Below are 13,299 nucleotides of genomic sequence, written 5' to 3' on the forward strand. Positions count from 1 at the left end.
CGTCCCGGCCAGCGCGGCGCGCAGCGCGGCCTCGGGCCGGGCGCGCCGGCCCGCCGCCACTTCCTCGCGCTTGCGCGCCAGAATCTTGTCCAGGATATCGGCCATGTCCTGCCTACTCGTCGCCCAGGCTCTGGCTCAGGCGGGCGAAGTCTTCCAGCTTGCGCGCGGCCGCGCCGCTGGCGATCGCCGCCCGTGCCAATTCAACGCCGGCCTTGACCGTGCGCGCCTGTCCGCCCACGTACAGCGCCGCGCCGGCGTTGAAGGCTACGGTATCCGCCGCCGGGCCCGGCTCGCCGGCCAGCACGCGGCGGATGAGGGCCAGGCTCTCCTGGGCCGAGGACACGCGCAGGCCGTCCAGCGGCGCGCGCGGCAGGTCCACGTCCTCGGGCGCCATGTGCCAGTGCCTGATTTCGCCGTTCTTCAACTCCACCACCTGGGTGCGCGCGGCGATGCTGATCTCGTCCAGGCCGTCCTCGCCGTGCACCACCAGCACGTGCCGGCTGCCGAGGCGCTTGAGCACCTCGGCCATCGGCAGCAGCCAGTCCGGATGGAACACGCCCAGCACCTGGTTGCGCGCGCCGGCCGGGTTGGTCAGCGGGCCGATGACGTTGAACAGCGTGCGCACGCCCATCTCGCGGCGCGGGCCCACGGCATGCTTCATGGCGGCATGGAAGCGCGGCGCCAGCATGAAGCCGATGCCCAGCTCGCGGATGCAGCGCTCGACGCCTTTCGGCCCGAGGTCGAGCTTGACGCCCGCCGCCTCCAGCACGTCGGCGCTGCCGGTCTTGCCGGAGGCGGCGCGGTTGCCGTGCTTGGCCACGCGCCCGCCGGCCGCCGCAACCACAATCGCCGCAGCGGTCGAGACATTGAACAGCCCGGCGGCGTCGCCGCCGGTGCCGCAGGTGTCCACCAGCTGCTCGCGCAGGTCGTCCACCGCCACGTGCAGCGACAGCTCGCGCATCACGCCCGCGGCGGCGGCGATCTCGGCGGGCGTCTCGCCCTTCATGCGCAGCGCCACCAGGAAGCCGGCGATCTGCGCCGGCGTCGCCTCGCCGCCCATGATCTGGCGCATCGCCGCCTGCATCTCGCCGGCGTCGAGGTCGCGCCGTTCCATCAGCTTCGCCAGTGCCTGCTGCACGCTCATGGCTGGCCTCCGCGCGCGTTGCGCAGGAAGTTCCGCAGCAGGTCGTGGCCGTGCTCGGTCAGGATCGACTCCGGGTGGAACTGCACGCCCTCGATCGGCAGGGTCTTGTGGCGCAGGCCCATGATCTCATCCATTTCACCGCCTTCGGTTTCGGTCCAGGCGGTGATCTCGAACTCGGCCGGCAGCCTGTCCCGCGACACGATCAGCGAGTGGTAGCGCGTGGCGCGGAACGGGCTGGGCAGCCCCGCAAAAACGCCCTTGCCCGTGTGGTGGATCAGCGAGGTCTTGCCGTGCATGACCTCGCGCGCGCGCAGCACCAGGCCGCCGAAGGCCTGGCCGATGGCCTGGTGGCCAAGGCAGACGCCGAGGGTCGGGATCCGCGGCGAAACTTTCCGCAGCAGCTCGAGCGAGATGCCGGCCTCGTTCGGCGTGCAGGGGCCGGGCGAGATCACGATCGCCTCGGGCTCGAGCGCGGCGACCTCGTCCACGGTGATCTGGTCGTTGCGATAGACGCGCACCTCCTCGCCCAGCTCGCCCAGGTATTGCACCAGGTTGTAGGTGAAGGAGTCGTAGTTGTCGATCATGAGAATCATGATCGGCCTCCAGCGCCGCTGGCCAGCGCCACCGCGCGGAAGATCGCGCGCGCCTTGTTCATGGTTTCTTCCCACTCCTTCGCCGGGACGGAATCGGCGACGATGCCGGCGCCGGCCTGGATGTGCAGCTGGCCGTCCTTGATGACGGCGGTGCGGATGGCGATGGCGGTATCCATGGCGCCATTGAAGGCCAGGTAGCCGACCGCGCCGCCGTACACCCCGCGCCTGACCGGCTCCAGTTCGTCGATGATTTCCATGGCCCGCAGCTTGGGCGCGCCCGAGAGCGTGCCGGCCGGCAGTGTGGCCTTGAGCGCGTCGATGGCGGTGAGGCCCGGCTGCAGCTCGCCGGTGACGTTGGACACGATGTGCATGACATGCGAGTAGCGCTCGATCGCCATGCGCTCGGTGACCTGTACCGTACCGGTCCGGCTGACGCGGCCGACGTCGTTGCGGCCCAGATCGATCAGCATCAGGTGCTCGGCGATTTCCTTGGGGTCCCGGAGCAGGTCCTGCTCCAGCGCCTTGTCTTCTTCTGTCGTGCGGCCGCGCGGGCGCGTACCGGCGATGGGCCGTACGGTGAGCCGTCCTTCCTCCACGCGCACCAGGATCTCGGGCGAGGCGCCGACCACGTGATGGTCGCCGAGGTTCATCAGGTACATGTAGGGCGAGGGATTCAGTCCGCGCAGCGCGCGGTACAGTTCCAGCGGCGAGCGCCCGAAGGGGATGGACAGCCGCTGCGACAGCACCACCTGCATCACGTCGCCGGCGGCGATGTACTCCCGAATCCGCGCCACCGCCGCCTCGAAACCCTGCTGGGTGAAGCCGGACACGAAGTCGGCCTCGTTGACCGTGGCCGCCGGCATCTCGGGCGCGGCCGGCAGCGGCGCGCGCAGCCGCCGCAGGAGCTCGTCCAGCCTTGATTCGGCGCGCGCGCGGTCGGCGCCCGACGCCGGGTCCGCGTGCACGATCACGTACAGGTGCCCGCTGACGTTGTCGAACACCACCAGCTCTTCCGACAGCATCAGCAGGATGTCGGGTGTCCCGAGCGTATCGGGCGGCGCCGACGCGGCGAGCCGGGGCTCGATATAGCGCACGCTGTCGTAGCTGAAGTAGCCGACCAGGCCGCCGGTCAGGCGCGGCAGATCCGGCAGCGCCGGCACCGCATAGCGCGCGGCGTAGTCACGCACCCAGTCGAGCGGGTTGCCGGCCTGCGCGCGCTCCACGACCTCGCCGTCGCGCCGCACGCAGATCTCGCGGCCACGGGCCTCGATGACCGTGCGGCACGGCAGCCCGATGATCGAGTAGCGCCCCCACTGCTCGCCGCCTACCACGGACTCGAGCAGGTAGGTATAAGGCGCGTTGGCGAGTTTGAGATAGGTCGAGAGCGGTGTGTCGAGGTCAGCCAGGACCTCGCGTACCAGCGGCACGCGCCGCTGCCGCACGGCCGTGGGGGCACCAGCCATCCTCAGACGCTCCGCACACGGGCAAGCTCCGCACGCATGGCCTTGAGGGTCTGCGCGTAGTCCTGGCTGCCGAAGATCGCCGAGCCGGCCACGAAGGTGTCGGCGCCGGCCCTGGCGATTTCCGCGATGTTGTCCAGCTTCACACCGCCGTCGATCTCCAGCCGGATCTCGCGTCCGCTGTCGTCGATGCGTCGCCGCGCCTCGCGCAGCTTGTCCAGGCTGGAACGGATGAAAGTCTGTCCGCCGAAGCCCGGGTTGACCGACATGATCAGCACCATGTCGAGCTTGTCCATGACGTAATTCATGTAGTCCAGCGGCGTGGCCGGATTGAACACCAGCCCGGCCTTGCAGCCGTGCTCACGGATCAGCCCGAGCGTGCGGTCCACGTGCTCGCTGGCCTCCGGGTGGAAAGTGATGTAGTTGGCGCCAGCCCTGGCGAACTCGGGGATGATGCGGTCCACCGGCTTGATCATCAGGTGCACGTCCAGCGGCGCCTTGATGCCGTACTTGCGCAGCGCCTCGCACACCACCGGCCCGAAGGTCAGGTTCGGTACGTAATGGTTGTCCATCACGTCGAAATGCACGATGTCGGCGCCGGCCGCCAGCACGCACGCGACGTCCTCGCCCAGCCGCGCCAGGTCGGCGGACAGGATCGAGGGCGCGATGTAATCGGGCAGCCGGGACATGGGCGCTGGATGGAGTTTTGGGGCCGTTTCCGGGGTTTCCGGGCTTTTGAAAGAGGCCACACTTTAAACTAAGCTCTGCCGCTTTGCAGCCGCCTGTCCGGGGCCGAACCAGCAATTTCCCATCCAAAATCAGGCCGGTATCCGCCATGCAGAACGCCCTGTACCAGTCCTCGATCAAAGGGCTGCCCCTGCTCCACCGCGGCAAGGTGCGCGACATCTACGCCGCCGGCGACCAGCATCTCTTGATCGTCACCACCGACCGGCTGTCGGCCTTCGACGTGATCCTCGACCAACCCATTCCGGGCAAGGGCGCGGTGCTGACCGCGGTGTCGAACTTCTGGTTCGCGCGCACGCAGAACCTCATCGGCAACCATCTGGCGACCGACCTGACGCCGGCGCAGCTGCTCAAGGATCCGGCCGAGCGCGCGCAGGTCGAAGGCCGCGCAATCGTGGTACGCAAGCTCAGGCCGCTGCCGGTCGAGGCGATCGCGCGCGGCTACCTCATCGGCTCGGGCTGGAAGGACTATCAGAAGACCGGCAAGGTCTGCGGCATCGAACTGCCCAAGGGCCTGCTGCAGGCCGACAAGCTGCCGCAGCCGATCTACACGCCCTCGACCAAGGCCGCGCTCGGCGCACACGACGAGAACATCAGCTACGCCGAGACCGAGAAGCTGCTCGGTCGCGAGCTGGCCGCGCAGGTGCGCGACATCACGCTGGCGATCTACCGGCAGGCGGCCGACTATGCGTTGACGCGCGGCATCATCATCGCGGATACCAAGTTCGAGTTCGGGCTGGACGCGCACGGCAAGCTGCACCTGATCGACGAGGCGCTCACACCCGACTCCTCGCGCTTCTGGCCGGCCGACCAGTACCGTCCCGGCAGCAGCCCGCCCTCCTTCGATAAGCAGTTCGTGCGCGACTACCTGGAGACGCTGGACTGGGACAAGAGGCCGCCGGCGCCGAAGCTGCCGGACGAGATCATCCGCAAGACCGCAGAGAAATACCGAGAGGCGCAGCTGCGGCTGACGGGCCGCTGACCCTCACCAGCTGCCCGACGAACCACCACCCCCCGAGCGGCCACCGCCACCGGAGAACCCGCCGCCGGAGGCGCGCGAGCTCCAACTGCCGCCGCCGTAACCGACGCTGAAACCGCCGAACCCGCCGCCCTTCGTGCCCATGGCCTTGGACGCACGCTGGTACCACTCGGTGCGCGGCAGGACCAGCTTGAGCAGCGGATAAGCGACCAGGTAGGCGATCAGGATCTTGAGCGTGTGGTCGGCGCCGACGATCACGATCGGGAACATTGACCAGAACGGGATCAGGAAGAGATACATAAACCAGCCGACCCCCGGGGTCAGGATGCCGATGATCGTGAACAGGCCAATGATGCCGAAGATGAAACCGCCCATCAGAATGCGCTCGGGCCCGGACAGCAAGGGTCCCTGGAAGAGTTCGGATTGCGTGCCCGCCTCGGCCGGTGCGGCCGCCCCGTCCGCTGCCTCGCCGGCAAGCACTTGGATGATCGTCTGCACGCCCTGCTCGATACCGCCGTCGAAGTCCCCGGCCTTGAAATGCGGCGTCATGACATCGCGGATGATGCGCGCGGCGGCGACATCCGTCAGCGTACCCTCGAGCCCGTAGCCGACCTCGATGCGCATGCGCCGGTCCTGTGGCGCCACGACCACCAGCACACCGTTGTCCTGGCCCTGCCGGCCCAGCTTCCAGTCCTCGAACACGCGTACCGCGAAGTCCTCGACGCTCTCGCCTTCCAGCGAGGGCACGGTCAGCACCGCGATCTGGTTGCCGGTGGCGTCCTCGTGCGCCTTGAGTTGCTGCGCGATGCGCTCGCGCGCCCCGGGGCTCAGGATCTCGGCGTTGTCCACCACCCGCCCGCTGAGATAGGGCACGTCGAGCGCACGCGCCGGCGCGGCGGCCAGACACAACAGCAGTGCGAACGCAGCACATCGCATCACGGCCCACGCTCCCGGATCACACTGTCGGACAGCTCGTTGTCGCCGCCGGCTCCGGCACGCGCCAGCCCGGTCTGCAGCGTATCCAGGGTCTGCCCAACCGCCGCGGCGATACCCGCGCGGGCGAGTGCAGCGTCGAGCCGTGCCTCGGCCCGTGCCAGCTGTCCGGTGGGTAGCCGCGCGCGCAGACCGCGATCGGCCAGGATCGCGCCGCAGCGCTCGTAACGCCCGACCAGGATCAGCAGCGCCGAGCGCTCGCGGGTGGCGAACAGCTCGCGTTCCAGGAACATGGCCTGCGCGTACTGGCGCAGTTCGGCCTCGCGGCGCGCCCGCGGCAGCAGCCATCGACCGGCCGCCGGCACAAAGACCGTGAGCAGGGCCATCGCGGCGCCCGTCGCCAGCACGGTTGCCAGAGCCAGCACGGTGGAGTGATACAACACTGCGCCCGATACCGGCACCGAGCACACGAACAGCGCCGCCAGCACGGCACCGAGCGCGAAGGCCCGCCACGGTACCTCCGGGTAGGCATCGCAGCGATCGACGACCGAGACCACGGCCTGCGCGCCGGTGGCCTGCTCGAACGCCGCCACGCGGGCCTCGATTGTCGACTTGTCCGTCCCCCCGAAACGCATGTCGTGACCATACCGCGGCGACCCCTCTGGCGCCAGCACGGCCGCACCGCTGTTATAGTCGGGCTCCACGGATTCCCGAGGAGACCCGGTCATGACGATTGCCTTCTGGTGTGTGTTGATCGCCGCGCTGCTGCCCTACGCCTTCACCGGTGTGGCCAAGTTCAGCGGCGGCCGCTACAACAATTACAGGCCGCGCGAGTGGCTGGACAGGCTCGAGGGCTGGCAGAAGCGCGCGCATTGGGTACAGCTCAACAGCTTCGAGGCCTTCCCACCCTTTGCCGCCGCGGTGGTCATCGCCCAGCTGGCACAGGCACCGCAGGTCACCGTCGACGGCCTGGCGATCGCCTTCATCGCGCTGCGTGTGGTTTACGGACTGTGTTATATCTTCGACAAGGCCACGCTGCGTTCGCTGGTGTGGATGGCGGCCTTCGGCTGCGTAGTGGCGCTGTTCGTGGTCGCCGCCTGAGCGGCGCGCCAACCGCCAGTGCAGGCTCAACTCAACGGGGGCTCGGCATGAACATCAAGATCGATATCGAACTCACGCCGCAGGAACTGCGCCAGTTCATCGGCCTGCCCGACGTGGCTGGCCTGCAGGACGACATGATCCAGTTCGTGCGCGAGAAGCTGGCCAAGGGCGTGGAGAATGTCGACGTGGAAGCGCTCAAGCAAGGCATCCAGTCGAGTCGCGCGTGGAAGCGTCTGATGGCGGTGATCGGTCCGGTCGGGCCGGAGGTCAGCGCCAGACCGCGCCCGCGGCGCCGGCGCAAACCGCGCCCGGCAACGCACAGCGGCCCAACCGTCGAATAACGCCGCGTCTCAGTCCGCGCGGCCGCGCAGACGGCCGCCCAGTTCGGACCACAGCGCGCGGCGTGTGAGCGCGTCGCGCTGCAAGCGCCGCCAGCTTTCCGGAACGAGATCGAGCTGGGTCTGGATCAGTTCCCGCAGGCCGCGCGCCTCGCGCGCCAGCCGCAACCGTTCCTGCAGCTCGACGCGGTGCCCCTGCAGGCTGCGCCACTCGTGCGCGCGCCAGCGGCCAAGCACCTCAATGGCGCCCCTGCCCGAGTCCCGCAGCCGCGTCATGCGGATGGTGAGAGTGGGTTGCATATCCGACTCCTGTCGCAATCGTCCGATCGTGCAAAAAGAAACGGGGGGAGACTCACGCCTCCCCCCGTCCCGTCAAGCGGATACCGCTGGGCTTCAGGCGGCGGCGGCAGCCTTCTTGGCAGTCGCCTTGCGGGCCGTCGTGCGCTTGGCCTTGCGGGCGGCCGGCTTCTTGCCCTGCAGCTTGGCCAGCACGCTCTTGTAGCCCTTCTGCAGCACCTCGATCAGCTCCTCGCCGGCCTGGGTCAGCAGCTCGACCGTCTCCTGGGCGGCCGCTACGACGCGGTCCACGCCTTCCGTCGGCAGGTAGTCCACCGGCTTGGCGGCGACTTCCTTCAGGCCGGCGGCCTTGGCCTTGTTGAAGCTGGCCACGGCGATCTCGTACACGTCCTTGGCGGCGGCCGTCTCGACCTTGACCAGCGCCTGGGCGCTGTCCGACACCACGACCAGAGCCTGCTGGCCGGCGTCGGCGGAAACCTTGAACAGGCCCTGGGCCTTCTTGCTCAGGGTCTCGAACTGAGCCTTGAGCTCATTGATAAGCTTTTGAATATCCATGTTTTTCTCCTGAAGTTTGAGCCATGACAATCCCACACACCCGTCAAAATGTTGCAGGGCAACATTTTGTTGCAGTGCAATATAGACATGGGGAGGACCCATGTCAAGGACAGGGGTATGGCTGCAAAAGTCAGGCCAGGCCCGGGCCGTGCTACCTCTGGTACACGTAGCGGCCCGGCGCGGCATCGCCAGCCGGGTACTTGCTGCTGCCGAGCTTGGCGGGGGCCGGCTGCGGGGTGCCGGATCGCGGCGCGATCCAGCTGCGCCAGTACGCCCACCACGAACCGCGCTTGAGCGTGGCCTGCTCCAGCCAGTCCTCGGGCGCGAGCGCGTAGTCGTCGTGCACGTAAAACTTGGCCCGGGGGTTGTCGGGCGGGCAGACCAGTGTCGGCAAGTGGCCGCTGTTGGCCAGTACGAATTTCACTGCGCCGCCAAACAGCCGCGCCCCCCGGTAACAGCTCTGCCAAGGCGCCACGTGGTCGCTGATGCCGGCGGTGACGAACACGTCGCAGTCGACCTGCTTGAGATCGATCTCGCTGCCCAGCACCTTGAGTGTGCCCGGCTGCGCCAGGGCGTTGCTGCGGAACAGGCTGAAGAGGTCCGCGTGGAATTGCGCCGGCAAGCGGGTGGTGTCCTGGTTCCAGTAGAGGATGTCGAGCGCGGGCGGATCCCGGCCCAGCAGGTAATTGTTGACGACGAACGGCCAGACCAGCTCGCCTGGCCGCATCCAGGCGAAGGCGCGCGCCATCTCGCGCCCGTCGAGCACGCCCTGGCGGCGCGAGCGCGCAGTGGCCGCCTTGAGGCCGGCCTCGCCATCGAACAGCCCGGGCAGCCCGTTGGCGTGGGTATCGAGCGCGGATACCAGCAGGGTCAGCGAGTTGACCTTGCCGCCGTCGCCCATCGCCCGCAGGTGCCCGAGCAACAGGGCGGCGGTAAAGCCGCCGACGCAGGCCGCCGCCAGGTTGACCGAGGGGCTGCCGGTGATTTCGCGCACGGCGTCGATCGCCTCGCGCGCCGCGGTGATGTAGGTTTCCAGGCCCCAGTCGCGCTGCGCAGCGGTGGGGTTGCGCCACGAGATGCAGAACACCTGCAGGCCGTTGTCGGCGGCGTAGCGCACGAAGCTGTTCTCCGGCGCCAGGTCGAGGATGTAGTACTTGTTGATCTGCGGCGGCAGGATCAGGAGCGGCACCGATTGCACCAGCGAGGTCCGCGGCCGGTACTGGATCACCTCGCACACCGGGTTACGGAACACCACGGCGCCCTCGGAACAGGCCAGATTCCGGCCGACGCGGAACGGGCGTTCATCCACCTGCCGCGGCATGCCGCGGTTGCTGCGCAGGTCGTCGATGAAGTTGCGCAGGCCCTTGAGCACCGAGCCACCACCGGTCTCCAGCACCCGTGTGAGGAAAGCGGGGTTGCCCAGCGGGTAGTTGGTGGGTGCGGCCGCGTCCACCAGCTGCATCAGCACGAAGCGCGCCTGCTCGCGCCGGTGCGGGCTGGCCTCGACGCCATCGAGGATGGCTTGCAGGCTTCGCGCCCAGGCCAGGTAAGCCTGCAGCACACGCCGGTAATAGGGGCTCTTGTGCCACACGGGCTGGGCGAAGCGCGGATCGCGCGGGTCCGGTCGCAGCGCCGAACGCCCCAGCAGGATGCGGCCGAGCTCGGCCATGAACTCGCGCTCCTGGGTGATGACGACGCGCGGATTGGCCGTCAGCAGTTGCAGCAGACTGCGCACCGAACCCAGCAACTCCGCGCGGGTCAGCCCGACCACGGGGTTGGCGCCGAGCAGACTTTCGGCGATGCGGCCTTCCGCGTTCTGGCGGGCCAGGGCTGCAATCGGATCGGGGGAGGTCTTGGCAGCGGAGATCGACATGGCTGGTTCACCGTACCCGCGCGGGGCGATGATCGGACGCGTGTTGTGGGCCCAGCGCCGCGGGAGGCGCCAGGCCCCGACTAGACTAGCAAAAACGGGCTGACGCGGCGCGTCGGCTGCGCTAGGCTGGCCGGGTCTGGGAAGCGGAGTGCGCGGGTGCTGGACCGGCTCAACCAACGGCTCGACGACTGGATCTGGGAGCGCGACCTGGAGTCGCTGCCGCCCCAGGCCCAGCGCGCCTTCCTGGCGCTGCGGCTGACGCACGCCGCCCTGCGCGACCTCACCGACAGCCAGTTCAGCATGCGCGCGATGGGGCTGGTCTATACCACACTGCTGTCCTTCGTGCCGTTCCTCGCCATCAGCTTCTCGTTGCTCAAGGCGCTGGGCGTTCACAACCGTATCGAGCCGATCCTGGTCAACTTCCTGGCGCCGCTCGGCGAGGCCGCGCCGCAGATCAGCCGCACCATCATCGGCTTCGTCGAGAACATCAAGGTCGGCGTGCTGGGCGCGGTCGGCGTGGTGCTGCTGCTGTACGCAGTGATCTCGCTCATCCAGAAGGTCGAGAGCGGCTGCAACTACATCTGGAAGGTGGATCGGCCGCGCAGCTTCGCGCGCCGCTTCAGTGAGTACTTGTCGGTCCTGACGGTCGGGCCGGTGATCCTGTTCTCGGCGCTGGCGCTGACCGCTTCGGTGATGAACCAGACCCTGGTGCAGAAGCTGGTGGCGCTGGAACCCTTCGGCTTCGGTTTCTACGTCCTGAGCCAGTTGTTCCCCTACCTGCTCGTCTGCGGCGGCTTCACCGCGCTGTACCTGTTCATCCCGAACACGCGCGTGCGCCCGGCGGCGGCGCTGGTCGGCGGCGTGGTCGCCGGCATCGCCTGGCAGACCGCCAGCTGGGTGTTCGCGGCCATCACCAAGACCGCCACGCAGTACGACGCCATCTACTCGAGCTTCGCGATCCTGATCTTCCTGCTGATCTGGCTGTACGTGAGCTGGATGGTGCTCTTGGTCGGTTGCCACATCGCCTTCCTGTGGCAGCATCCAGAACACCTCACGCGGCGCCAGACCACGCCGCGCATGGGCGGGCGCCTGCAGGAGGAGATCGCGCTGCAGGTGATGGCGCTGGTCGGACACAACCTGATCCAGCGCCTGTCGCCGTGGCACGAAGAAACCCTGGCCCGGCACCTGGGCGTGCCGCCCGAGCACCTCTACCGCGTGCTCGACATCCTGCTGGCGCGCGGCTTCCTGGTGCACACGGCCGACGAGCGTCCGGCACTGCTGCCGGGCTGCGACCTCGACAACACCAGCGTGGCCGAGCTGCTCGCCGCCGTGCGCGCCAGCGATCCGGGGCTGCGGGTGCGCGAGCGCGAACTGGCGCCACAGCGCTTGGTCGCCCAAGTCATGCAACGTCTCGACCAGGCCGCCCAGACCGCCACTGGCAACCTCAGCTTGCGCCAGCTGGCCGAAGGCATCCCGCCGCGGCAGGCGGAGCTGCTGCGCGGCGCCGAGCGCGCCGCCAGCTGAAGAAGCGGCGCCATGACGGCAAAGGAGTATCCGTGGAGAAAATCTGGCTGAAACACTACCCGAAGGGCGTGCCGGCGGAGATCGACGCCGGCGCTTACGGCTCCCTTGTGGAGGTACTGGAACAGAGCTGCGCGCGCTTCGCCGGCCTGCCGGCCTACAGCAATCTCGGCCATACGCTGAGCTATGCCGACCTCGACCGGCTCACACGGCAGTTCGCGTCTTTCCTGCAGCACACGCTGGGGCTGCAGAAGGGCGAGCGCGTCGCGGTGATGATGCCCAACATCCTGCAGTATCCGGTGGCGGTCTTCGGCATCCTGCGTGCCGGCCTGGTGGTGGTGAACGTCAACCCGCTGTACACGCCGCGCGAGCTGGAGCATCAGCTCAAGGACTCCGGCGCCAAGGCCATCGTCATCGTCGAAAACTTCATCGAGACGCTGGAGAAGGTGATCGACCGGACCCCGGTACAGGCAGTCGTCACCACCCAGATCGCGGACTTGTTACCCTTCCCGCGCCGCACACTGGTCAACTTCGTGCTCAAGCACGTGAAGAAGGTGGTGCCGGACTGGCATATCCGCGGTACCCACAGTTTCCGGGGCGCGCTGGCGCGCGGTGCTGCACGCCCTCACCGCCCGCAGGCACTGACCCGTGAGGACATCGCCTTCCTGCAGTACACCGGTGGCACCACCGGCCTGTCCAAGGGCGCCACCCTGCTGCACGGCAACATCGTGGCCAATCTCCAGCAGGCCTCGGCCTGGGTCGGCACCGTGCTCGAAGAGGGCCGCGAAATCATCATCACGGCGCTGCCGCTGTATCACATCTTCGCCCTGACGGCCAACTGCCTGGTGTTCATGAAGCTCGGGGCACACAACGTACTGATCACCAACCCGCGTGACATGCCCGGCTTCGTCGCCGAACTCTCAAAACACCGCTTCACCGCCTTTACCGGCGTGAATACGCTGTTCGTGAGCCTGCTGAACACGCCCGCATTCCACCGCCTGGACTTCAGCGCACTCAAGCTCACTCTGGGTGGCGGCGCGGCGGTGCAGAAGGCGGTGGCGCAGCAGTGGAAGCAGGTCACCGGCAAGCCGCTGTCCGAGGCCTACGGGCTGACCGAAACCTCGCCGGCCGCGTCGATGAACCCGCTCGACCTGCCCGAGCACAACGGCTCGATCGGCCTGCCGCTGCCGTCCACCGAGTTCTCGATCCGTGATGACGACGGCCGTGAGCTGCCGGCGGGCACGCCGGGCGAACTGTGCATCAAGGGTCCGCAGGTCATGGCCGGTTACTGGAACCGGCCGGAGGAAAACGCCAAGGTGTTTACTGCCGATGGCTTCCTGCGCACCGGCGACGTCGCCCGGTACGACGACAAGGGTTTCTTCTACATCGTGGACCGCAAGAAGGACATGATCCTGGTCTCCGGCTTCAACGTGTACCCGAACGAAATCGAGGACGTGGTGGCCGCACACCCCGGCGTGCTCGAAGTCGCCTGCGTCGGCGTGCCGGACGAGAAATCGGGCGAGGCGGTCAAGATCTTCGTCGTGCGCAAGAATCCGGGGCTGACGGCGGAGGATCTGCGGACCTACTGCAAGGAGAATCTGACCGGCTACAAGGTGCCCAAACACATCGAGTTCCGCGACGCCCTGCCCAAGTCCCCCGTCGGCAAGATCCTCCGGCGGGAGCTGCGCTAGACGGGACGCGCCCGACTTGTGTAGTCTGGGGCGACTGCGGCGGAGCCCTGCGCTCCTCAGCCAGATCAAA

Annotated in this window: 14 protein-coding genes; 5 read left to right on the forward strand and 9 right to left on the reverse strand. The window is 68.1% G+C overall.

The annotated features are described in order from the left end of the window. Positions 1-112: 112 nt before the first annotated feature. The 4 genes from trpD to rpe are packed head-to-tail and all read right to left on the reverse strand — an operon-like array spanning position 113 to position 3,886. Entirely contained in the window at positions 113-1,144 is a 1,032-nt protein-coding gene (gene trpD / locus VNJ47_11200; GenBank protein ID HXG29396.1) for an anthranilate phosphoribosyltransferase, read from the reverse strand. Further along, positions 1,141-1,737 carry an aminodeoxychorismate/anthranilate synthase component II gene (locus VNJ47_11205; GenBank protein HXG29397.1) on the reverse strand — a complete coding sequence of 199 codons (597 nt, stop codon included), beginning with the start codon at positions 1,735-1,737 and terminating at the stop codon, positions 1,141-1,143. Before VNJ47_11205 ends, trpD begins: the two co-directional genes overlap by 4 nt. After that, positions 1,734-3,200 (reverse strand): anthranilate synthase component I, encoded by a 1,467-nt coding sequence (gene trpE, locus VNJ47_11210; GenBank protein HXG29398.1) that lies wholly within the window; start codon positions 3,198-3,200, stop codon positions 1,734-1,736. The genes VNJ47_11205 and trpE overlap by 4 nt, the downstream gene beginning before the upstream one ends. Before the next feature lie 2 nt (positions 3,201-3,202). After that, positions 3,203-3,886 carry a ribulose-phosphate 3-epimerase gene (gene rpe, locus VNJ47_11215; protein ID HXG29399.1) on the reverse strand — a complete coding sequence of 228 codons (684 nt, stop codon included), beginning with the start codon at positions 3,884-3,886 and terminating at the stop codon, positions 3,203-3,205. 146 nt (positions 3,887-4,032) lie between these two features. On the opposite strand from rpe, the gene VNJ47_11220 reads away from it, so the two are divergent. Further along, positions 4,033-4,923 carry a phosphoribosylaminoimidazolesuccinocarboxamide synthase gene (locus VNJ47_11220; protein HXG29400.1) on the forward strand — a complete coding sequence of 297 codons (891 nt, stop codon included), beginning with the start codon at positions 4,033-4,035 and terminating at the stop codon, positions 4,921-4,923. 3 nt (positions 4,924-4,926) lie between these two features. On the opposite strand, the gene VNJ47_11225 is transcribed toward VNJ47_11220, so the two are convergent. Further along, a complete protein-coding gene (locus tag VNJ47_11225; protein HXG29401.1) occupies positions 4,927-5,856 on the reverse strand; it encodes a TPM domain-containing protein in 930 nt (309 codons plus the stop codon). Next, the gene (locus VNJ47_11230; protein HXG29402.1) at positions 5,856-6,581 is read right to left on the reverse strand and encodes a hypothetical protein; all 726 of its coding nucleotides are present in this window, start codon (positions 6,579-6,581) and stop codon (positions 5,856-5,858) included. The genes VNJ47_11225 and VNJ47_11230 overlap by 1 nt, the downstream gene beginning before the upstream one ends. Between VNJ47_11230 and VNJ47_11235 the strand changes: the two genes are divergently transcribed. Both VNJ47_11235 and VNJ47_11240 read left to right on the forward strand, forming a co-directional pair. After that, positions 6,580-6,954, forward strand: coding sequence for an MAPEG family protein (locus VNJ47_11235; GenBank protein ID HXG29403.1), 375 nt, complete (start codon positions 6,580-6,582; stop codon positions 6,952-6,954). The two genes, VNJ47_11230 and VNJ47_11235, sit on opposite strands and share 2 nt — an antisense overlap. A 47-nt stretch (positions 6,955-7,001) precedes the next feature. Beyond that, on the forward strand, positions 7,002-7,295 hold the full coding sequence (locus tag VNJ47_11240; protein HXG29404.1) for a hypothetical protein: 294 nt from the start codon (positions 7,002-7,004) through the stop codon (positions 7,293-7,295). A gap of 9 nt (positions 7,296-7,304) precedes the next feature. Here the strand turns inward: VNJ47_11240 and VNJ47_11245 are convergent, their stop codons facing one another. From VNJ47_11245 to VNJ47_11255, 3 genes are all read right to left on the reverse strand, one after another. Then, positions 7,305-7,592 carry a hypothetical protein gene (locus tag VNJ47_11245; GenBank protein HXG29405.1) on the reverse strand — a complete coding sequence of 96 codons (288 nt, stop codon included), beginning with the start codon at positions 7,590-7,592 and terminating at the stop codon, positions 7,305-7,307. 93 nt (positions 7,593-7,685) lie between these two features. Next, entirely contained in the window at positions 7,686-8,144 is a 459-nt protein-coding gene (locus VNJ47_11250; GenBank protein ID HXG29406.1) for a hypothetical protein, read from the reverse strand. Positions 8,145-8,295: 151 nt separating this feature from the next. After that, positions 8,296-10,017, reverse strand: coding sequence for an alpha/beta fold hydrolase (locus VNJ47_11255; GenBank protein HXG29407.1), 1,722 nt, complete (start codon positions 10,015-10,017; stop codon positions 8,296-8,298). Positions 10,018-10,173: 156 nt separating this feature from the next. On the opposite strand from VNJ47_11255, the gene VNJ47_11260 reads away from it, so the two are divergent. Continuing rightward, positions 10,174-11,541, forward strand: a complete 1,368-nt coding sequence (locus VNJ47_11260; GenBank protein HXG29408.1) for a YihY/virulence factor BrkB family protein — start codon at positions 10,174-10,176, stop codon at positions 11,539-11,541. 32 nt (positions 11,542-11,573) lie between these two features. After that, the gene (locus VNJ47_11265) at positions 11,574-13,229 is read left to right on the forward strand and encodes an AMP-binding protein (GenBank protein HXG29409.1); all 1,656 of its coding nucleotides are present in this window, start codon (positions 11,574-11,576) and stop codon (positions 13,227-13,229) included. The last annotated feature ends 70 nt before the right edge of the window (positions 13,230-13,299 follow it).

The sequence above is a fragment of the Nevskiales bacterium genome (assembly GCA_035574475.1).
Taxonomy (GTDB): Bacteria; Pseudomonadota; Gammaproteobacteria; order Nevskiales; family DATLYR01; genus DATLYR01.